The 17,477-nt window shown below is 69.2% G+C and carries 29 protein-coding genes; 28 read left to right on the top strand and 1 reads right to left on the bottom strand.

Annotation, left to right across the window (positions count from 1 at the left end; translation table 11 throughout):
• Positions 1–4: 4 nt before the first annotated feature.
• The 23 genes from M4V62_RS04680 to M4V62_RS04570 all read left to right on the top strand — a co-directional run bounded on the left by M4V62_RS04680 (position 5) and on the right by M4V62_RS04570 (position 13,080).
• Positions 5–247, top strand: a complete 243-nt coding sequence (locus M4V62_RS04680) for a hypothetical protein (RefSeq protein ID WP_249592690.1) — start codon at positions 5–7, stop codon at positions 245–247.
• Positions 244–480: a hypothetical protein gene (locus M4V62_RS04675; protein ID WP_249585939.1), complete on the top strand. Its 237-nt coding sequence runs from the start codon at positions 244–246 to the stop codon at positions 478–480. Before M4V62_RS04680 ends, M4V62_RS04675 begins: the two co-directional genes overlap by 4 nt.
• Positions 473–964 (top strand): hypothetical protein, encoded by a 492-nt coding sequence (locus tag M4V62_RS04670; protein ID WP_249585938.1) that lies wholly within the window; start codon positions 473–475, stop codon positions 962–964. The genes M4V62_RS04675 and M4V62_RS04670 overlap by 8 nt, the downstream gene beginning before the upstream one ends.
• On the top strand, positions 961–1,404 hold the full coding sequence (locus M4V62_RS04665) for a hypothetical protein (RefSeq protein WP_249585937.1): 444 nt from the start codon (positions 961–963) through the stop codon (positions 1,402–1,404). Before M4V62_RS04670 ends, M4V62_RS04665 begins: the two co-directional genes overlap by 4 nt.
• Positions 1,401–1,601, top strand: coding sequence for a hypothetical protein (locus tag M4V62_RS04660; protein WP_249585936.1), 201 nt, complete (start codon positions 1,401–1,403; stop codon positions 1,599–1,601). The genes M4V62_RS04665 and M4V62_RS04660 overlap by 4 nt, the downstream gene beginning before the upstream one ends.
• Positions 1,598–2,173 (top strand): hypothetical protein, encoded by a 576-nt coding sequence (locus M4V62_RS04655; protein ID WP_249585935.1) that lies wholly within the window; start codon positions 1,598–1,600, stop codon positions 2,171–2,173. Before M4V62_RS04660 ends, M4V62_RS04655 begins: the two co-directional genes overlap by 4 nt.
• Positions 2,174–2,755 (top strand): hypothetical protein, encoded by a 582-nt coding sequence (locus tag M4V62_RS04650; RefSeq protein ID WP_249585934.1) that lies wholly within the window; start codon positions 2,174–2,176, stop codon positions 2,753–2,755.
• On the top strand, positions 2,752–2,895 hold the full coding sequence (locus M4V62_RS04645; protein WP_249585933.1) for a hypothetical protein: 144 nt from the start codon (positions 2,752–2,754) through the stop codon (positions 2,893–2,895). The genes M4V62_RS04650 and M4V62_RS04645 overlap by 4 nt, the downstream gene beginning before the upstream one ends.
• Entirely contained in the window at positions 2,892–3,287 is a 396-nt protein-coding gene (locus M4V62_RS04640) for a DUF6197 family protein (protein WP_249585932.1), read from the top strand. The genes M4V62_RS04645 and M4V62_RS04640 overlap by 4 nt, the downstream gene beginning before the upstream one ends.
• Entirely contained in the window at positions 3,284–3,811 is a 528-nt protein-coding gene (locus M4V62_RS04635; protein ID WP_249585931.1) for a hypothetical protein, read from the top strand. The genes M4V62_RS04640 and M4V62_RS04635 overlap by 4 nt, the downstream gene beginning before the upstream one ends.
• A complete protein-coding gene (locus M4V62_RS04630) occupies positions 3,808–4,083 on the top strand; it encodes a hypothetical protein (protein WP_249585930.1) in 276 nt (91 codons plus the stop codon). Before M4V62_RS04635 ends, M4V62_RS04630 begins: the two co-directional genes overlap by 4 nt.
• A gap of 110 nt (positions 4,084–4,193) precedes the next feature.
• Entirely contained in the window at positions 4,194–5,378 is a 1,185-nt protein-coding gene (locus M4V62_RS04625) for a hypothetical protein (protein WP_249585929.1), read from the top strand.
• A 158-nt stretch (positions 5,379–5,536) separates the two neighbouring features.
• Positions 5,537–6,667: a phage recombination protein Bet gene (gene bet, locus M4V62_RS04620; RefSeq protein WP_249585928.1), complete on the top strand. Its 1,131-nt coding sequence runs from the start codon at positions 5,537–5,539 to the stop codon at positions 6,665–6,667.
• Complete coding sequence (locus tag M4V62_RS04615; RefSeq protein WP_249585927.1) at positions 6,667–7,203, top strand: hypothetical protein; 537 nt, start codon at positions 6,667–6,669, stop codon at positions 7,201–7,203. The genes bet and M4V62_RS04615 overlap by 1 nt, the downstream gene beginning before the upstream one ends.
• Before the next feature lie 174 nt (positions 7,204–7,377).
• A complete protein-coding gene (locus M4V62_RS04610) occupies positions 7,378–7,707 on the top strand; it encodes a hypothetical protein (RefSeq protein ID WP_249585926.1) in 330 nt (109 codons plus the stop codon).
• Positions 7,704–8,009 carry a hypothetical protein gene (locus M4V62_RS04605; RefSeq protein WP_249585925.1) on the top strand — a complete coding sequence of 102 codons (306 nt, stop codon included), beginning with the start codon at positions 7,704–7,706 and terminating at the stop codon, positions 8,007–8,009. The genes M4V62_RS04610 and M4V62_RS04605 overlap by 4 nt, the downstream gene beginning before the upstream one ends.
• A complete protein-coding gene (locus M4V62_RS04600; RefSeq protein ID WP_249585924.1) occupies positions 8,006–8,407 on the top strand; it encodes an ASCH domain-containing protein in 402 nt (133 codons plus the stop codon). The genes M4V62_RS04605 and M4V62_RS04600 overlap by 4 nt, the downstream gene beginning before the upstream one ends.
• Positions 8,404–8,748, top strand: a complete 345-nt coding sequence (locus M4V62_RS04595) for a hypothetical protein (protein WP_249585923.1) — start codon at positions 8,404–8,406, stop codon at positions 8,746–8,748. Before M4V62_RS04600 ends, M4V62_RS04595 begins: the two co-directional genes overlap by 4 nt.
• Positions 8,745–9,566 (top strand): DNA adenine methylase, encoded by an 822-nt coding sequence (locus M4V62_RS04590; protein WP_249585922.1) that lies wholly within the window; start codon positions 8,745–8,747, stop codon positions 9,564–9,566. The genes M4V62_RS04595 and M4V62_RS04590 overlap by 4 nt, the downstream gene beginning before the upstream one ends.
• Before the next feature lie 82 nt (positions 9,567–9,648).
• Positions 9,649–9,864: a hypothetical protein gene (locus M4V62_RS04585; protein ID WP_249585921.1), complete on the top strand. Its 216-nt coding sequence runs from the start codon at positions 9,649–9,651 to the stop codon at positions 9,862–9,864.
• Positions 9,861–10,658, top strand: a complete 798-nt coding sequence (locus M4V62_RS04580) for a hypothetical protein (protein WP_249585920.1) — start codon at positions 9,861–9,863, stop codon at positions 10,656–10,658. Before M4V62_RS04585 ends, M4V62_RS04580 begins: the two co-directional genes overlap by 4 nt.
• A complete protein-coding gene (locus M4V62_RS04575; protein ID WP_249585919.1) occupies positions 10,655–12,019 on the top strand; it encodes a DNA cytosine methyltransferase in 1,365 nt (454 codons plus the stop codon). Before M4V62_RS04580 ends, M4V62_RS04575 begins: the two co-directional genes overlap by 4 nt.
• The gene (locus M4V62_RS04570) at positions 12,016–13,080 is read left to right on the top strand and encodes a DNA cytosine methyltransferase (RefSeq protein WP_249585918.1); all 1,065 of its coding nucleotides are present in this window, start codon (positions 12,016–12,018) and stop codon (positions 13,078–13,080) included. The genes M4V62_RS04575 and M4V62_RS04570 overlap by 4 nt, the downstream gene beginning before the upstream one ends.
• 99 nt (positions 13,081–13,179) lie before the next feature.
• On the opposite strand, the gene M4V62_RS04565 is transcribed toward M4V62_RS04570, so the two are convergent.
• Entirely contained in the window at positions 13,180–13,446 is a 267-nt protein-coding gene (locus M4V62_RS04565; RefSeq protein ID WP_249585917.1) for a type II toxin-antitoxin system prevent-host-death family antitoxin, read from the bottom strand.
• Positions 13,447–13,599: 153 nt separating this feature from the next.
• Here M4V62_RS04565 and M4V62_RS04560 point away from each other — a divergent pair, with 153 nt between their 5' ends.
• Genes M4V62_RS04560 through M4V62_RS04540 form a run of 5 tightly spaced genes read left to right on the top strand, consistent with a single transcriptional unit; the run spans position 13,600 to position 17,269 of the window.
• Positions 13,600–14,922: an HNH endonuclease gene (locus tag M4V62_RS04560; RefSeq protein WP_249585916.1), complete on the top strand. Its 1,323-nt coding sequence runs from the start codon at positions 13,600–13,602 to the stop codon at positions 14,920–14,922.
• Between the two features lie 31 nt (positions 14,923–14,953).
• The gene (locus tag M4V62_RS04555; protein ID WP_249585915.1) at positions 14,954–15,946 is read left to right on the top strand and encodes a hypothetical protein; all 993 of its coding nucleotides are present in this window, start codon (positions 14,954–14,956) and stop codon (positions 15,944–15,946) included.
• Positions 15,943–16,635 carry a zinc finger domain-containing protein gene (locus M4V62_RS04550; protein WP_249585914.1) on the top strand — a complete coding sequence of 231 codons (693 nt, stop codon included), beginning with the start codon at positions 15,943–15,945 and terminating at the stop codon, positions 16,633–16,635. The genes M4V62_RS04555 and M4V62_RS04550 overlap by 4 nt, the downstream gene beginning before the upstream one ends.
• On the top strand, positions 16,632–17,036 hold the full coding sequence (locus M4V62_RS04545) for a zinc finger domain-containing protein (protein ID WP_249585913.1): 405 nt from the start codon (positions 16,632–16,634) through the stop codon (positions 17,034–17,036). Before M4V62_RS04550 ends, M4V62_RS04545 begins: the two co-directional genes overlap by 4 nt.
• Complete coding sequence (locus M4V62_RS04540; RefSeq protein WP_249585912.1) at positions 17,033–17,269, top strand: helix-turn-helix domain-containing protein; 237 nt, start codon at positions 17,033–17,035, stop codon at positions 17,267–17,269. The genes M4V62_RS04545 and M4V62_RS04540 overlap by 4 nt, the downstream gene beginning before the upstream one ends.
• Positions 17,270–17,477 lie beyond the last annotated feature (208 nt).

Genomic DNA, 17,477 nt, shown 5'->3' with positions numbered 1-17,477 from the left:
CACGATGACCCTTCCGGCTGTGCCGATGCCGGACCGCGTGGCGGTACTCGTCGGCAGGCAGATCCCGGAACACGTCCTGCTGGCGGAGACGGCGGCGATGGATGCGATCGACGAGTTGCCGCTGTGCTTGGGGCCGGAGGCTCGGGATGTGCTGGCCTTCAACCTGCGCAGCCTGGCCGCCGCGAACAAGATCCTGGCCGCGTACAACCCGGGCCTGATCGTGCGGATCGGCGGTGGCGAGCGATGAACATTCCCACCTTCCTGTCCGCTCTCACCGGCGGGGATCTCCCTGCGACTGCGGTGGCTGAGGAGCGGTGCCTGATGCCGCCGATCGGCTGCGGTGAGCCGCTGGTCGACGAGGACGGCACGGCGCGCGTCTTCTGGGACGAGTCCGAGGCCGCCCGCTATCAGGCGGAGTGGCGGATCACCGGGCTGTGCCCCGGCTGCCAGGACTCCCTCGGCGGTGAGGGCGATGAGTGACCGCCTGTCGCCGCAGCGCGAAGCCGTGGCTGTCGACCCCGCGAAGTCCTTCCATGGCGCGAGCCGCGAGGAGCTCGTGAGGCTGGTCCGCGAAGAGTGTGCCCGTGCGGACGCCAACGGTCAGCGTGCGGACCGGCTGGAGACCCGGCTCGGAGAGGTCCGCGCCGAACGCGACGAGGCGCTGGCGGAGACGAGCCGTCTCTCCGGGCTCCTGGGCGCGCGTGATGCCGAGCTGGAGCCGCTGCGCGAGCGCGCTGCCGCTGCGGGCGAGTACTACCGCACTATCGGCGTCCAGGGCGAGGAGATCGCCCAGTTGCGGGTCGAGCGCGGAGAGCTGAAGCAGCGTGTCGCACGGGCCATCTACGCCCTGAAGTCCCCTGCACCGTCCGGCTCAGAGCACTACCGGTCCGGCTGGGATGACGGCCTCGAAGCCTCCATCGACGCCGCCCGCACCGCACTGGACGAGGCGGGTGGTCCCCGATGACGACGATCGGTATCCCGCCGCGCTCCCAGGGCGACTGGGACGTGCCCGCCGACACAGTGGCCGCGTGCATCACCCTCCGGCAGGCGGCCACGGCCACACACAGCGAGTCCGACCGCATCGCCTATGGGCTCGACGTGCAGCTCGTCACGCATCCCGAGGTCTGCTCCCACGACGAGGACTATCCCGGCTGGGCCGAGCGCGTCGCGAGGGCCGAGGCGCAGAACGCGGCCTACCGCCGGGTCGTCCGCTGGAACGCCGCACACCCGATCGGGACCCCCGTCACCGCCTACCCCGGCAGCCGCCAGGGGCAGGGCATCGACACCGCGACCTGCAGCGAAGCCATGGTGCTTGGCGGCCACAGCGCCATCGTCATCGTCGACGGCATCTCGGGCGGCATCGCCCTCTCCCACATCGACATCCGCACCGGAGGTGCGTCGTGAACCGCTTGAACCTGGACGCCGGTCTCGCCGTAGTCGTCGACGCCGTGCGTGAGGCGCACGCCCCGATCGCTAAGGCGTTCGCTGAGCGACAGCCCGTCACGATCGTCGACTTCGCGGCCCTTCACGGGGCGGTCACCGGCCTCCTCAGCGCGATCGACGCCCGCACTCCGGCGCAGGCCAAGGGGGTGGCGGCATGAAGTGCGGAGAGTCGAAGCCCGACAGCAGCTACCAGGAGTGCGACCGGGAGCTGAGGCATCGCGGGGACCACGAGTACCTCGGCCAAAAGTGGCCGCGCGTGGTTCCTGCCGAACCGGACTGGGACGTGCACGAGTTCCTTGAGGACGCGCTGCCGCCCAACGCCTGGGGAATCAACGAGCGCCGATTCCCGATCATCGTCACCGAGACGATCACCCGCGTCCTGTGGGTCGACGCCGAAACCGAGGACGAAGCCCTCGCCTACTACGCCGACGACTGGTCCGAGGTTCCGCTCAAGGACGCCCACGTCATCAACGGCGACCTGGAGTTCGAGCGGCCGGACAAGCGGCAGCGGCAGGAAGCGCCCCAGGTGAGCGGCTACGGGCGACGCATCGGCCCGCAGATCGCCTGCCCGGACTGCGGCAGGGAGTCGTTCCGACAGACCTGGTTCCACAGCCCGTACCGCAAGTGCCACGGCCCCATCGCTTGGAAGACCTCCGGGATCGGACGGCCGATGCGTGAGCACCAGCAGACCCCGGCGCACGCCGCCCGCAGCACGAAGGCGGTGGCGTAAATGGCGACCGCGATCAACACCCTGACCGATGCCGACGGCATCGAGGAGTCCCTCGTCGCTCTCGACGCCGACTACACGGCCGTGTACGGGCCCGAACTGCGCACCTGGTCGCGCGGCGTGCGGGGCGAGTACTTCTCCACCTGCATCACGCGGCGAACCCGGCAGAGCGAGGCAGTCCCGCTGCACCCCCGGCGCAGCTCGGCCAGCCGCAGGCGCAGGCACTGCAAGCAGCTGTCCTTCCGCATCAGCTTGATCGCGCCCGGCGCGGTCACCGTCCTGGCGACACCCGTATGGACGGACACGTCGGGGGAGATGACCCAGACCTTCGTCATCCGCGCCAGCAACACGGACGGCGACATGATCCGCCTCCCGCGCGGCGGATCCCGACGGCTCGCTGCGCTCCTCCAGGGCGCCTTCCCGGCCGCCGACTGGCAGCAGACACAGACCTGGCACGCCGACACAGGCCGCCTCACCACCTGGGGCCGCCACGCATCCCGCGCCTTCCGCGACACCGCCGACGCCGGATTCGTCGAGAGCCTCGCCGCATTCGACGCCCGCATGAACGCCAGGGAGGCGCCGTGACACCCGCCGAGCACATGCGGCTCACCACGAACGCCATCGCCGCAGACGCCACCAAGACCGCCGGCCGCACGGCGGACAGCGAGTCCGACGACGACACCTACGCCGACGACCAGCCGACCCCCGAACGGAGGCAGTCGTGACCATCACGACCACACCCACCAAGGCCGAAATCGCCGACGTACTCGACAAGGCCATCGACGTCATCGACCGCGTCGGCTGGCACCGCGGCTACCTCTACGACGAAGAGCAGGCCGAGGAAGGCAAAGCACTCCGGGACTGCCCGGTCTGCGCGCTCGGCTCCATCAGCGTCGCAATCTGCGGAAGCCCGACGCTCGGCGCTGGCGACCGTGACATTCACGAAGCCGTCGCCCTCGCCGACGCCGCCGCGGTGGCCGTGGCCCGCCACGTCGGGGTCCCGCCGGTCCCGCGACAGGTCGCCTACTGGAACGACGAACTCCAGCGCACCGCTGACGACGTCCGCAACGCCTTCCGCGACACCGCGGCCGAACTCCGGGCGGGGGCGACGGCATGAGCGTCCTCGACACGGTCCGCGCATTCGCCGACTGCCGCGGCCTCACCCGCCGCCAGGTCGTGCAGAAGGTCGGGCAGCTGGTGCGGGAGGCCGACGATGCGGCCTGCCAGATGGTCGCCATGGCAACCGAGATCGACGAGCAGAAGGCTGCACGCACCAAGGCGGAGGAGGACTTCGACCGGGCCGCCATCGCCTACTCCGGACTCCTCGAAGACCTGCGCGTCGAACGCGAAAAGACGAAGCAGCTGGAAGCCGAACTCGCCCCGTACCGGGCGGCCGAGGCCAACGCGAACCGGGTCACCGTCCCGCCGATGGAGCGCGACACCCGTAACGGCGCCGACCAGGCCACCGGACCCATCGACGTCCGGCCCCTCTGGGCGGCGGCCGACGCGGGACTCCTCGGCCCCGTCGTCCGCGTGTCGACATCCGGCGCCTCCGCCGACCCCAGCCAGCCGCCGCGGGCCGCCAGCTGGGGCGTCGACGACACACAGCCGCTCAGCACCATGAAGGGGGCGGCGTCATGACGACCTACAGCCTGGAGTTCGGGAAGGTCGGCGATACCTACCCGGTGCCCGCCACCACGATCACCGCGGACGACGAGAACGTCTTCCACCGCGCCGTGGCCGAGTACGCGATCCCGTACCTGAAGCCCGCCCTCGAAGCCGCTGGCTGCCCGGAGCTCGCCGACTGCTTCTTCCGCGTCAACTCGGACCACTCCTACGGCGACTTCGTGTGGCTCGACCTGCCCAGCGGCAAAGGCGCCCGGTTCTGCGCCACCCGCATCACGCCCACCTGATCTGCCGGGCCGTCGGCTGGACACCCGCCGACCGCCCGGCAACCAAGCAAGAAGCCCCGAGCGCTAGAGACGCCCGGGGGCCCGACCTCAGCATCCCACAGGGAGATCCCGTGACCGTCACGATCAACGCCCATCAGCTCGGTCGACTCATCGACAAGACGATCAGCCACATCGGCAGCGAGAGCCACGAGTCGCTGCACGGCATCCGCCTCGACATCGACGCCCGCTACCTGTACGCCGTCGCCACCGACCGCTTCACCATGGTTGCCGCCCGCTACGGCCTCAACCACGACGAGAAGGACCAGGAACCGTGGGCGCGCACCATCCCCGCCGACTATCTGCCGTCACTCCGCGAGTGGATCAACTCCATGAAGGGCGCGGAGTACATCACCATCGAGGCAGGCGACAACCGCATCGTCTTCGACTCCCCGCAGACGACCTACAGCGCAGCCGTCAGCAGCAGCCTGGAGTTCCCCGACTGGCGCGGCCTCCTGCGCAGCATCACGGAACAGACCGTCGACGAGGTCCCGTTCCCGGCCATCGACTCCCGGATGCTGAAGCGCTTCAGCGACACCGACGACATCCTCCGTGTCCGCGTCACCGCCGAGCAGAAGCCCGTCCTCGTCTTCGGTGAGGACTTCATCGGCGCCCAAATGCCCTGCCGCTACACCGGAGTCGGTGCCGTCAAGGAGGAGACGTTCGAGACCGTCAGCAGCCTGTGGCTGTGGACCCTCGCCGCCGGGGCCAAGGGCGTCGACATGGCGACGGACATTCCGGAGTCGGAACCCACCCGGCACTTCGAGGCCCCGAAGGACGTGCGTCAGACCGGCGCTGACTTGCTGCGCGGCGTCCTGTCTTCCCTCGAAAGCTCCATGGAAGCCGACTGGGACGAGGACCGCGATGCCTGGCTCGCCCACATCGCTTCTGGAGTGGCCGACTGGCGCGCCTACCGCTACCTCGACGCCCTCTACCAGGTCGACCCGCGGGCCGCTCAGGAGGTCGTAGCCGACACCGCCGAGCAGCTCGACTCCGGGGAGATCGGCGAGTGGGCGTGGGATGCCGCCGAGGAGGCGGGCCACAAGCCGGCGCAGTGGAAGGAAGAGCGTGACGAGGCGGTCGCCAAGCAGATGGCGGAGGAGCCCGCCATGTGGGCGCGGCGCCTGGCGCGCGGCCTGAACCACGCGAAGAGCGCCGGGATCAACTTCCGCATCGACGACAACCCGTTCGTCACCTACGACGCCGAGGCCGAGGAGTGGAAGGCCACCCACCCCCGGCCCGCCGAGACCCCCGCCTGATCCGCCACCCATAGCTGCCGCGTCGAGCTACCTCCCCCAGGGCTCCGCGGCAAGGGCAGCCGCCCCAGCCAACCCCCCGGTTTCGGGGCGGCTGCCCGTCTTCCGCACACCCAATTCGGCCACCACACACGCATCACGAAGTGAACGGAGCACCACGAATGACCACCGACATCGTCCGGGCAGGCGGCGCTCTAGCCATCCGCCCCGACCAGATCGATTGGACGCCGGAGCAAGCTGTGGTCCTGCAGCAGTCCGGTATCGACGGCGACGTGACCAAGGCTGAACTGTCCGGCTTTCTGCACCTCTGCCAGCGCACCCAGCTCGACCCGTTCTCTCGCCAGATCTACCTGATCGGACGAAAGGACAAGAGGGCCGGACGGAAGGTCTTCACGCCCCAGACGGGCATCGACGGCTACCGCGTAGTCGCACACCGGGTGATCGCCGAGACGCGCGAGTCGTTCGGCTACGAGGACACCCTGTGGTGCGACTCAGCTGGCAACTGGCGAGACGTGTGGCTGCCCGACGAGGCACCCGCCGCCGCCAAGGTGACGGTCCTGCGGAACGGACAGCGGTTCTCCGCCGTGGCCCTGTATCGCGAGTACGTCCAGACCGATTTCAACGGCAACCCCAGCCGCATGTGGAAGAACATGGGCGCCAACCAGATCGCGAAGTGCGCCGAAGCCCTGGCGCTGAGGAAGGCGTTCCCGCACGACCTGGCCGGGGTGTACACCGCCGAGGAGATGGCGCAGGCGGACAACTCGCAGGCCGAGGAGAGGCACCTGCGGAAGGTACAGCCCGGCGAGGCCGACCCGTGGGCGACGCCCGATCCGCAGGAAACGGCAGAGGTGAAGGGCCGATCCCGGCCCGCCCAGGACATCGCGGACGTGGCAGGAACCACGACCGACCGGACGATCGTGCAAGGGCTCTACCGGCAGGCGCGTGCGGAGAACCTGCTCGCCGAGACGGTGAAGACCGCCGACCGGGAGCTGCTCGAGCTCGGCGCGTACCTGATCAACCGAGGCCAGCAGCTCGCCGAACCCGCGCCGTCCGCAGACGCACAGAGCGATGACGGCGTGATCGACGCAGAGGTCGTGGAGAGCGACACCCCCGCCGCTGCTCCGCCTGAGGATGCGGCAACCGTCGCTGAGCGCGGGCTGCGGGCTGCCGCCGTCACCGCCGGACTCCCCAACATCGAGGAGGAATTCGAGCGCTCCTACGGCCTGCCCATCGCCGAAGCCGGGGCAGCCCAGCTGAACGAGATGGCTGGCCTTCTCAAGGGGGCAGCGTGATGGAGCTCTCCAACCTGACGAAGCTCGCCTCCGATGAGGCAGTCCTCAAGGCCCTCGCCGACGCGGTCGCCGCTCGACTCAGGGCGGTACGCACCGACATGCAGGAGGCACTCGACGCCACCGGGGGAGTGCGGCAGGTCGCCGCGACCCTGCCCGACGGGACCGAGGTCGCCAAGATCTCCCTCACCGATCCGAAGGCTGAAGCGGTCGTCACCGATCCCGACGCCTTCCGCGATTGGGTGGTCAAGAACGCCCCCTCGGAGATCAGCCGCCGCGTCGTCACGGAAGTCCGTGACTCGTACAAGGCGCTGCTCCTCAACCAGATGACCGCCGCCGGACGGCCCGAGATCTGCGACACCGAGACTGGCGTCCTCGAGACGGTCCCCGGTGTCGAGGTCAGGGCCACCAGGGCGCGCAGCCACTCCGTGCGCTTCGCCAAGGCCGGCAAGGACGCCATCGGCAAAGCCTGGCGGAACGGCGAGCTCGCCGCCGACCTGATGCCCCAACTCGACGCGGGGGACGGCGATGCCGCCTGAGATCCGGTGCGCCCGATGCGGCGACACCGACGGCCCCTTCACCAAGCCGGATGGCGAAGCCCTCTGCGAGAGCTGCGCCCGGCCCATCCCGCTGACCCAGCCACAGCGGTAGCCCGCACACGCCAGAGCCGCCCGCGGGCTTAGCGCGGGCGGCCACCCCAAGGAGACCACGAGATGACGAAGACCAGCACCTACCGCCCCGCGGTCCGGAACCTGATCGACCTGCTCCGCGCCCGCTCCACCTTCGGCCGCCCCTGCTACATCAAGCGCAATCAGCGGCACGCCGCCCTGATCGTGCCCGAGCTGCGCAATGGCGCCGACGGGCCCTACGCGCACCTCAAGACGTTCGACCGGGCCACCGTCCACGAGGCCGTCGTTCTCGGCGCGGTCACCCTCGGCGGCGACCTGGTCGACGTCCCGGCCTTCAGCGGCAACCGCAACCACTGGGCCTACGACAGCGGGCACACCGGCCGCACCATCCAGCTGACGGAGCGTGCGTCATGACCTTCCGCCCGATCACCGTGTACGTCGTCGCATGCGACGCCCGCGGCTGCACGCAGACCGTCCAGTTCTACGACTACGACGCCGACAGGCACTACGAACTGCAGCTCGACGCCCCCGAGATGAGCGCAGGCCTCCGCCGGGAGATCGCCGAGCAGGGCTGGATCGTGTCCGGCCGCCTCCTCTGCCCCGACGACGCAAAGGCCGCCACCGAGACCGCGGTCGAGCGCATCGAGATCGAGCTCACCCACGAGCCGCTCTTCGACATCCAGCAGCAGGCCATCTCCGAGGAGGGCTCACGATGAAGGCACTGACCGTCAAACAGCCCTGGGCGGACGCGATCGCCCACGGCGCGAAGCGCACCGAGAACCGCACCTGGACCACGCGCTACCGCGGACCGCTCCTCATCCACGCCGCCGTCAGCGAGGACCGTCACGCGATCCTCCCCGCCGGACAGAACACAGCGCGCGCCGACTGGCCCGACTACCGCGCCGCGATCATCGCGACCGCCGAACTCGCCGACATCCACTTCGCGGACGGCTGCTGTACCCCGTGGGGCGAACCGGACGTCTACCACTGGCAGCTCGCAGGCGTCTACGCCCTGCCCGAGCCGGTGCTCACCAAGGGGCGGTTGCAGCTCTGGACCCCGGCACCCGCCATCATCCACGCCGCCCTCGACCAGGTCGAGGAGGACGCGTCATGACCGCGCCCGTGCAGCCTGCCCTGGACGGCAGCGTCCCGGCCCCGACCAAGACCCGCATACAGCGGCAGGCGGAGGACTACGAGACGTGGCTCGCCGAAGTGTGGCCCAAGTTCATAGCCGCCGCCGCAACCGGCCGCACCTTCACCTGCTACGAGATCGCCGACGTCCACGACCTGTCGTCGCCGCCGAACCCGCAAGCCCACTGGGGACGCCTGATGACGCTCCTGAAGGACGAGGGCTACGTCCGCACCGCCGGCTGGGCCTGCAGCGACCGGCCCACCGCCCACCACAGCGGAGTCCGCACCTGGAAAGGCACCGCCGCTGCAAGGAGGGCCGCATGAAAAGCCCCGTCCCGTACTTCGGCGGCAAGCAGCGCATCGCCCCCTGGATCGCATCCCTTCTGCCCGACCACGACCACTATGTCGAACCGTTCTGCGGCGGCCTCTCTGTCCTCTTCGCTAAGCCGCGCGCCGCGATGGAGACCGTCAACGATCTCGACGGCGAACTGATGACGTTCTGGCGAGTCCTGCGTGACCAGCCCGAGCAGCTGCTGCGCGCCTGCATGCTCACCCCGCACTCCCGCACCGAGCTCACCGCCACCTGGCAGCCCGCCGACACCGACCTCGAGCTGGCCCGCCGAATCTGGTGCCGCCTCGCCCAAGGACGCTCCGGCACCCTCCGCAACACCGGCTGGCGCCACTACATCGACCCCGCCGGCTCGGCCACGTCGATGCCCGGCTACCTCGAGGCCTACGTCACCCGGCTCGCGTCCGCAGCCGAACGCTTGCGGGACGTGTCGCTTGAGAACCTTCCCGCCCTCGACCTGATCGCCAAGTACGGCAAGCAGCAAAGAGTGCTGCTGTACGTCGACCCGCCCTACCTCGGAACCACCCGCGGGTGGGGCAACAACTACCGCTGCGAGATGAAGACCGAGCTTGAGCACCGTGAGCTCGCGGCCGCGCTCGCCGACTGCAAAGCCACCGTCGTCCTCTCCGGCTACCACTCGCCCCTGTACCTCGAGCTGTACGACGGCTGGCACCACTACGAGCAGTCGACCATGACCGGCAACGCGAAGACCGACAAGGACCGCACCGAAGTCCTCTGGTCCAACCGTGTCCTCGCCGGACAGTACGACCTCTTCGACGAGGTGACCGCGTGATGTGCACCCTCGCCCTCACCGTCGGCGCCCTCGGTATCGCCGCATCCGTGACCGCGATCGTCTTCGCGCTCAGGAGGCGGACGTGAAGGAAGACGCGCTCGAACTGATCGCCACCTACACCGCCATCGCCAACGCCCTCGCCTGGGTCATGGGCATCGCCGTCGTCATCGTCCTCGGCTTCGCCGCCTGGGTCGTGATCTCCCTCGGCCGCCTCGCCTTCGACCGGATCGGCGCCTCATACACCCGCGCCAACCAGACCATCGCCGACATCCAGCAGCGGAAGGAGGAGCAGTCATGACCACCGCCGACCACATCCCGAGCCGGGCCTGCTATCTGCGCGGATGCCGCAGCGACGGGTGCGAGCGGGAGAACTACCGGTACAAGAAGCAGCTCAGCCTGGAGTACAACCAAGGCCGACGCCGCCTCCGCGATGCGACGCAGACCCGTGTTCACATCGAGCGCCTGATGCTCGCGAACTGGACGCAGGTCCAGATCGGGCAGGCGAGCGGTGTCGCCTCCGCCTCGATCCACAAGATCTACACCGGGGCGCAGACCAGCATCGCCAACTGGCGCGCCGCAGCCATTCTGGCTATCCACATCGGCCCCCCGCCGCCGGACCGCAAGCACGTGGAAGCCGCAGGAAGCCGACGGCGTCTGCAGGCCCTTCGCGTCCTGGGACACAGCCGAACGCGCCTCGCCCTGGAACTGGGCTGCTCGCCCGACCGGATCAAGGCCATCACCAACGGGATCGTCACCAGGGTTCGCGCCGAAGAAGCCACCGAGATCAAGCGGGTCTACCGCCAACTCGCCACTGTGGCAGGAAAGAAGCAGGTCGCCAGCGTGGCCCACACCCGCGGCTGGTACGGCCCGCTCGCCTGGGACGACATCGACGACCCGGCCTGCGAGCCGGAATCGGGCTGGTGCAGCGAGGCCAAGGCTGGCGCTAAGCGCAAGGTGTACGCCGACCCGGCCCGCGTCGCCGAGCTCACCGCGCAGCGCAAGTCCGCCTCCGAGATCGCACTGCAACTCGGCTGCCACCAGCGGACTGTCGTCCGCATCCGTGGCCGCGTCGCGAAGGCGGTGGCCGCATGATCCTCGACCTCTTCGCTGGCCCCGGTGGATGGTCTCAAGGTCTCCGCATGCTTGGCCTGGCAGATGTCGGCCTGGAGTGGGATGAGGCGGCTTGTAAGACCAGGGCCGCCGCAGGGCACACCACTATCCGCGTCGACGTGTCCTGCTTCGCGCTAGCGCCGATCATCGGCCGCGTGCAGGGCGCCATATTCTCCCCGCCCTGCACCAAGTTCTCAGCCGCAGGCAAGCAGTTCGGGCTGAAGGTCATGGGCCTGCTCGCCGACGGCATCAGGCGGATGTTCCGCGGCGACGACTGCCGCCAGGAACTCCGCGACAAAATCTACCCGGCCGCGCTCGCCGAGCAGGAGACCGCCAACGCCAAACGGCGTGCACCTTGGACGCAGGACAAGGTGGAGACCGCAGCCCGCGAAGACGCGTTCGCCACGGTCCTCGTTCTCGAACCCGCCCGCTATTTGCACGCACTGATCACCGGTGACCCCGGCGGCGGCATACCTATGGAGTGGGCCGTCTTCGAGCAGGTTCCCGGGGTCCTCCCACTATGGAAGGTGCACGCCGAGGAACTGCGCCGTCTCGGCTGGAACGTGTGGACCGGTGTCCTCAACGCTGCCAATTACGGCGTGCCCCAGACGCGGAAGCGCGCCGTGCTTATCGCGTCGCGGGTCCGCCGAATTGCCGCACCGGACGCCACCCATGACAAAGACCCGGCATACGACCTGTTCGGTGAATGCCTGCTGCCTTGGGTCTCCATGGCACAGGCGCTGGGCCTGGATGCAGCCGACCTGGTCAACACCCGCGGCGACCGCAAGACGCCCGGCGGCAACAACTTCCCTGTCGATGAGCCCTCTTGGGCTCTCACCGAGAAGGCCCGCTCCTGGATCTTGCACACCAACCGGAACCAGCAGCCGGACGGCAGCAGGCAGACGATTGACCCGCACACCGCACCCGCACTGACCAGCAAATCCGGCGGACAGTGGGTTCTCAAGCACAACGCTCGCGCCAACGCCACAGTACGCACGGTGGATGAGCCGGCTGCAACTCTCGCGTTCGGGCACGCCCGCAATGAGTACGAGTGGATCAACCACCGGCCCGCGACGACTGTGTGCGCCACGAACCGGATCGCTCCTCCCGGCCATCGTGACCGATCTCCGCAGGGCGAGTCGCAGTTCGCCAGCGCCGACACCGTGCGCATCACCATCCCGGAAGCGGCCATCCTCCAGTCGTTCCCCGCCGACTACCCGTGGCAGGGAACGCGAACGAAGCAGTTCGAACAGGTGGGCAACGCCGTACCGCCGCTGCTGGCCGCCCACATCGTCGCGGCTGCCATGGGCGTGCTGTTCCAGGAAGCGCGGAGGGCGGCATGATGCGCAGCGCCAGTGAAATCGTCGACCTCTTCGCCGGACCAGGCGGATGGGACGTTGGGGCTACCCGGCTCGGCCTGAACGTCACCGGAATCGAACGCGACCACGCCGCATGCGAGACCCGCCGCGCCGCGGGGCTGGGGACCGTAGAAGGCGACGTCCGCGACTACGGACCCGCTGACTTCCCCGACTCCACCGACCTCATCGGCTCCCCGCCCTGCCAGCCGTACTCGGTCGGCGGGAAGGGGAGCGGACGCAAAGCCCTCGACACCGTCCTGGACCTGGCGCAGACGCTGGCGGCCAGGCAGAGCATCGCGCTGGCCTTGAAGGGCTTCGACGATGAGCGCACCGGGCTCGTCCTGGAACCGCTGCGCTGGGCTCTGGAAGCGAAGGACGCAGGACAGTCCTACCGGACCATCTGCCTGGAACAGGTATCCACCGTGCTCCCCGTATGGGAGGCGTTCGCTCCGATCCTGCGCGCCGAGGGCTACAGCGTCACCACCGGGCGGCTGTCCGCCGAGGAGTACGGCGTACCGCAGACCCGCATCCGCGCGTTCCTCGCCGCCACCCTGAACGGTCAGGCACGGCTCCCGCAGCCGACCCACGAGAAGTACCGCAAAGGCGCCGATAGGCAGGGCGCGTTCGGGCTCCAGCCCTGGGTCTCCATGGCTGACGCGATCGGGTGGGGCATGACGCACCGGCCCGCGCTCACCGTCGCAGTCGGAACCGCAGCCGGCGGCCCCGACCCGTCCTGCGTCGGAGGCTCTGGCGCACGCGCCACCCTCTACGGCGAACGCGACGCAGGCCGTTGGATCAACTGCCAGCGCATCGTCGACGCCGCCGATTTGCCCGCCTACCGCGGGGGGCGGCGGGACACCATCCGCCTCTCCGTCCAGGACGCCGCGGCCCTCCAGACCTTCCCGCCCGATCATCCGTGGCAGGGAAGCCGCACCAAGCAGCTGGAACAGATCGGCAACGCCGTCCCCTGCCTCCTCGCCGAACACGTCATCGCCAGCGCGCTCGGCATCGCCCGACCTCAGCCAGACGCCGAGGCCGCCGCATGACCCGCCCCCGCGCCGGGCCGTAGCGCCGGCCGTGACCGCAGACCGCACGACAAAAGCCCCGCACACGGCGGGGCTGGGAGGAGAGGAGGGGAGATGCGATCAGTCGTCGGACTTGGCGGCCGGCTTGCGGCGCACGACGACCTTGCGCTTCGAGGGCTCGACGTCGTCCACCTCGAGGACGCGCTGCTCTCCGAGCGCTTCCTGGGCGCGCTCGTAGAAGTCCATGCCGACCAGGACGGCGACGCGCTTCCCGCGGGACGTCAGGACGGTCGTCTCGTCGAAGTAGCGGGCCTTCTCGATCGCGTCTGCGAGCGAGTTGCGGAACTCCGCGATCTTCTCCTGGTTCTCCTTCTTCACCGCGCTCATGTCCGGAGTGTACCTCACGATCATGATGTACATGAGCGCGTTCACCGCTATGATGTACATGAAGACGGGAACCTCCGGGCCAAATCTGCTGCCGAAATCGCACGCTCAATTCCAGCGGCACCAAAGCAATCGCTCTTTCAGATCGAGGGACAAATGGCCGTCTCCAAACGCCTCCGGTACGAAATCCTCCGCCGGGACTCGCACACCTGCCGCTACTGCGGCGCGTCCGCCCCCGACGTCCCGCTGCGCGTCGATCACGTCACGCCCGTCGCGCTTGGAGGCGCCGACACCCCCGACAACCTGGTGACCAGCTGCGAGCCGTGCAACAGCGGCAAGAGCAGCGCCAGCCCGGACGCACACCATGTGGCGGCCGTGAGCGACGACGCGCTCCGGTGGGCCGAGGCCATGAAGCAAGCCGCCAGCGACCTAAGGGACAAGCAGAGTCCGAAGATCGCCTACCGCGAAGCCTTCAAGTCGGAGTGGGAGAGCTGGACTCGCGAGAGCGGATGGAAGACCGAGCGCGTCGAACTCCTCGACGGATGGAAGGGAAGCCTCGACGCCTTCTACGAGGCCAGCCTCCCCCAGGAGGTATGGCCCGACATCATCGAGAAGGCCATGACCAACCCCACGGTCAAGGTCGACAACACCTTCCGCTACGCCTGCGGCATCGCCTGGCGCATGGTCAACGAACTCCAGGACCGCGCCCGAGCGATAGCGTCCCCGCCCGCCGAGTCGACCGTCGGCCCCATGAGTGCCGTAGGCCAGGCCGTCGTCGAACTGTGGCACCGCGAATGGACGACTGACCTCGAGCGGCCACCGACCGAATCAGAGCGCGCCAACTTCCAGGAGAGCGTCATCCGCCTGGAAGCCGGCGGCGGCTACCTCGATCCCCAGGAGCTGATCAATGCAGCCATCCATGGCGCGAGCGTAGGCCTGGCTGACATCCAAGAAGCGCTGAACGCCGAAGCCGATCAACGGCGTGCGGACATCGCCATCGACTGGTGCGACGCATGGATGGATCTCGATGGAGCATCCCCACGCGTGCAGCCACCCGATTCCTTCCTCCTCAATGTCATCAAGAGCCAGGTTGACGAGCTGGCAGACGGCGGGGTCTCGCTGGACCGCATCCGGCGCACAGCCATCTTGGCGGGCTTTCATCACTCGACGGAGCTACACCACGGCCTGCGAGCGAACGAGATCGAGCACACCGGCACCGACGCCTTCCGCCAGCGAACCGTGGACCTGTGGACGCGCAGCTTCCGGGCGGGCACGAACCGGTGGCCCGAGGCCGAGGAGCGGAGCGCCTTCCTCGGCCACTACAACCGCATTGTCGCCGACGCGAACTTCTACCTCAACGACGCTCTCGCCGCCGCCGTGGCCGCCGGGGCTTACGGAGACACCGACCTGACCACTTGCCTGTCCCGGCATCTCTCCGCCCTGGAGATCGCAGCTCAGCCGCTGGGGGACGCCAAGTGAAGACCTGCCGAGAGATCCCAGGGGAGTACTGATGCCCTGGTTCAGGATCGACGACAAGGCCCACTCCCACCCGAAGCTGATCAAAGCCGGGAACGCCGCGATCGGGCTCTGGCTGCGCTGCGGCGCCTACGCCGCCCAGCACTTGACCGACGGCATCATTCCCGGCGTAGTCGCCGGGCTGTACGGCAGCAAGCCCCAGGCGGCCAAGCTCGTCAAGGCCGGCCTGTGGCACGAGCACGCTCACAACTGTCCCCACGGATGCCCCGACCCGGCCCCCGGCGACTACGTCTTCCACGACTTCCTCGACGACGGCCGCAACACCTCCCGAGCCCGCCACGAAGCGGAGAAGAAGAAGGCGCGCGACCGCCAGGCGAAGCACCGCGAGGAGGGCCGCGGAGACCAGAACGGAGGCAAAAACGCCGACGAATCGAAGAGATTGCGCGATGAAAGTTCTTCGAAAAACAGTGAAATTGCACTGGAAAAATCTCAAAGTTCAGACTCCAGTGCAGGTCAGAGCAATGAGTCACGGCGTGACACTTCCGTCACGGGTATCCATGCCGCTGCCGCTCCTTACCCCAGTAGTTCCTACGGAACTACTGGTGCTGCTGCAGGGCAGGCGTGCGAGCCGGACGCCCACCGCAGCTACGACACGCTCGCCGAGCTGAAGACCGCCGTCGCCTCCGCAGGGATCCGCGGCGTCGGCTGGGACCTCCAGGCCTCACAGATCGAGATCGCACGCCAAGCCATGGAACGCGTCGGCGTCGAAGCCATGGCCATCTACGCGGCCAACAGCGCCCAGCAGAAGGGCCTTCCAGCCAGCGCTTCCGCGTGGATCCGCGGCTGGAAGTCCCTCGAGCCGGAGAGCCACGAGCAGCAGCTTCCCGCCGCGGCGGGAAGCAACGTCGTCCGCCTCCAGCCCGGCATCCAGCGCCCCGCCACCTCAGACCAGCGCGTCCAGCAAGCCCTCGAAGCCGGTCGTCGCCTCCAGGCCGCCGCCGATGCCCAGAACCAGGAGACCTCGTGATCACTTTCGAAGAAGCCGGGCGGCTTCTCGGCCTCGCCGCCGCCCGCGACCAGCGCATAGTTGGCGACGCCGACATCCTCGCCTGGCACTCCGACCTCAACGCAGCAGGCGTCAGCTGCCAAGACGCCGAAGCCGCCCTCACCCGCTTCTACGCCGTCGAGATGGCTGGCCTCGAACCCGAGGACCGCCGCCGCGTCACCACGCCCGATGTCATCGGCATCGCCCGCAAGATCCGCAACGAGCGCCTCGCGAACTTCGTGTACGAGCCCCCGCCGGGCGATGACGACCCGCACTATCTGGCCCGCCTCCGCGGCCAGCTCGAGGCCACCGCCGACGGCCGCCGCCCTGCCCCCACCGAGCAGGCCGCCATCGAGGGCGGCCCCCACCCCGATCTTGCCAAGGTGCTCGCCACCATCGGCCAGCCCGTACCCGATGAGGACAGCGACACCGCGACCGTCCATCGGCCCGGCCCGCTCGGTATCGAGTGCCCCAAGTGCCGTGCCGCCATCGGCCGCCCCTGTCGAACACCTGGCGGCAAGGAGCGCGCCGCGCACCCGGCCCGGACGGGCGACACCTCCGATCCGGCGGCGGAGCAGGCGGAGATGGAGCGCAGGCGTGCCGCGTCGGCCCGCCATCTCGCCCGCCAGGCCGAGGGTGAGAACGCGGCCGACGAGGAGGCCGCTTCGTGAGCACCGACTGGCACCCCAGCGCCGCAGACGTCGCCGCCACCCGCCAAGCCCGGAAAGCCGGCGACTTCAAGGCCGCACTCCGCCAGCAGATAGCCGACGGACGCAGCCGGCTCCAGCCAGGCGGCACCAACTGGCCGACCGACGGCCAGCGCAAGGACCTGTACGGCATCACCTGCCCCCGCTGCACTGCCGGCCCCGACCAGAAATGCCACCTGCGCACCCGCGACAAGACCCTGCCCAAGCCGCACCAGCAGCGCGTGGCCGCCTGGGCCGAGCTCATCGCCAGCTGCCCCGAATGCCAGGTCACACCCGGGGCGCCCTGCCGCGACGGCAAGTGGCCCCTTGCAGCTGGATCCGTCCACGCCCGCCGCTACCAGGAAGCCGAAGGGACCGCCGCATGAGCACCTGGCACCAGACGCAGTGGCGGCACTGGAAGACCGCCGACGAGTACGACGTCGAGCTCATCGTCCGCGAGAAGCGTCCCGTCGAAGGGCTGACCCGCCTCGAGCGCGTCATGGTCGCCCGCGGTCTCACCGAACGGCGCGTACCTGCCGGGGAGATCGCCCGCATCGTCGGCGTCACCCCGCGCACCGTGTGGCGCTGGCGGTCCGAGGGATTCAGGCAGGCCGCCTGATGGCGCACGTTGAACCGCGCCCCGCAGAGGGACCGGTCCTGCCGCTCGCCGCGCCCGCGTCGGCCGCGCTTGCCGTTTCCCGCACCCTCGGTCCGTCTCTGGCGGCCTCGGGGCCGTCCGGTGGCGCTCGCCCCGTCCCGCGCCCTCCTGGCGCCTCTGAGGCCCGTACAGCGCCTCTTGGCTCCGCTCGAACCTCGATACCTGCACC

Source organism: Streptomyces durmitorensis, assembly GCF_023498005.1.
Lineage (GTDB): Bacteria > Actinomycetota > Actinomycetes > Streptomycetales > Streptomycetaceae > Streptomyces > Streptomyces durmitorensis.
The sequence above is the reverse complement of the archived record's forward strand: the minus strand, read 5'-3'. Positions and strand labels throughout refer to the sequence as shown.

Bases quoted from the DNA above. Each gene is read 5' to 3' on its own strand.
- M4V62_RS04680 (WP_249592690.1), top strand. From the start codon at position 5: ATGACCCTTCCGGCTGTGCCGATGCCGGACCGCGTGGCGGTACTCGTC.
- M4V62_RS04675 (WP_249585939.1), top strand. From the start codon at position 244: ATGAACATTCCCACCTTCCTGTCCGCTCTCACCGGCGGGGATCTCCCT.
- M4V62_RS04670 (WP_249585938.1), top strand. From the start codon at position 473: ATGAGTGACCGCCTGTCGCCGCAGCGCGAAGCCGTGGCTGTCGACCCC.
- M4V62_RS04665 (WP_249585937.1), top strand. From the start codon at position 961: ATGACGACGATCGGTATCCCGCCGCGCTCCCAGGGCGACTGGGACGTG.
- M4V62_RS04655 (WP_249585935.1), top strand. From the start codon at position 1,598: ATGAAGTGCGGAGAGTCGAAGCCCGACAGCAGCTACCAGGAGTGCGAC.
- M4V62_RS04650 (WP_249585934.1), top strand. From the start codon at position 2,174: ATGGCGACCGCGATCAACACCCTGACCGATGCCGACGGCATCGAGGAG.
- M4V62_RS04635 (WP_249585931.1), top strand. From the start codon at position 3,284: ATGAGCGTCCTCGACACGGTCCGCGCATTCGCCGACTGCCGCGGCCTC.
- M4V62_RS04630 (WP_249585930.1), top strand. From the start codon at position 3,808: ATGACGACCTACAGCCTGGAGTTCGGGAAGGTCGGCGATACCTACCCG.
- bet (WP_249585928.1), top strand. From the start codon at position 5,537: ATGACCACCGACATCGTCCGGGCAGGCGGCGCTCTAGCCATCCGCCCC.
- M4V62_RS04615 (WP_249585927.1), top strand. From the start codon at position 6,667: ATGGAGCTCTCCAACCTGACGAAGCTCGCCTCCGATGAGGCAGTCCTC.
- M4V62_RS04610 (WP_249585926.1), top strand. From the start codon at position 7,378: ATGACGAAGACCAGCACCTACCGCCCCGCGGTCCGGAACCTGATCGAC.
- M4V62_RS04605 (WP_249585925.1), top strand. From the start codon at position 7,704: ATGACCTTCCGCCCGATCACCGTGTACGTCGTCGCATGCGACGCCCGC.
- M4V62_RS04600 (WP_249585924.1), top strand. From the start codon at position 8,006: ATGAAGGCACTGACCGTCAAACAGCCCTGGGCGGACGCGATCGCCCAC.
- M4V62_RS04595 (WP_249585923.1), top strand. From the start codon at position 8,404: ATGACCGCGCCCGTGCAGCCTGCCCTGGACGGCAGCGTCCCGGCCCCG.
- M4V62_RS04590 (WP_249585922.1), top strand. From the start codon at position 8,745: ATGAAAAGCCCCGTCCCGTACTTCGGCGGCAAGCAGCGCATCGCCCCC.
- M4V62_RS04580 (WP_249585920.1), top strand. From the start codon at position 9,861: ATGACCACCGCCGACCACATCCCGAGCCGGGCCTGCTATCTGCGCGGA.
- M4V62_RS04575 (WP_249585919.1), top strand. From the start codon at position 10,655: ATGATCCTCGACCTCTTCGCTGGCCCCGGTGGATGGTCTCAAGGTCTC.
- M4V62_RS04570 (WP_249585918.1), top strand. From the start codon at position 12,016: ATGATGCGCAGCGCCAGTGAAATCGTCGACCTCTTCGCCGGACCAGGC.
- M4V62_RS04565 (WP_249585917.1), bottom strand. From the start codon at position 13,446: ATGAGCGCGGTGAAGAAGGAGAACCAGGAGAAGATCGCGGAGTTCCGC.
- M4V62_RS04560 (WP_249585916.1), top strand. From the start codon at position 13,600: ATGGCCGTCTCCAAACGCCTCCGGTACGAAATCCTCCGCCGGGACTCG.
- M4V62_RS04555 (WP_249585915.1), top strand. From the start codon at position 14,954: ATGCCCTGGTTCAGGATCGACGACAAGGCCCACTCCCACCCGAAGCTG.
- M4V62_RS04540 (WP_249585912.1), top strand. From the start codon at position 17,033: ATGAGCACCTGGCACCAGACGCAGTGGCGGCACTGGAAGACCGCCGAC.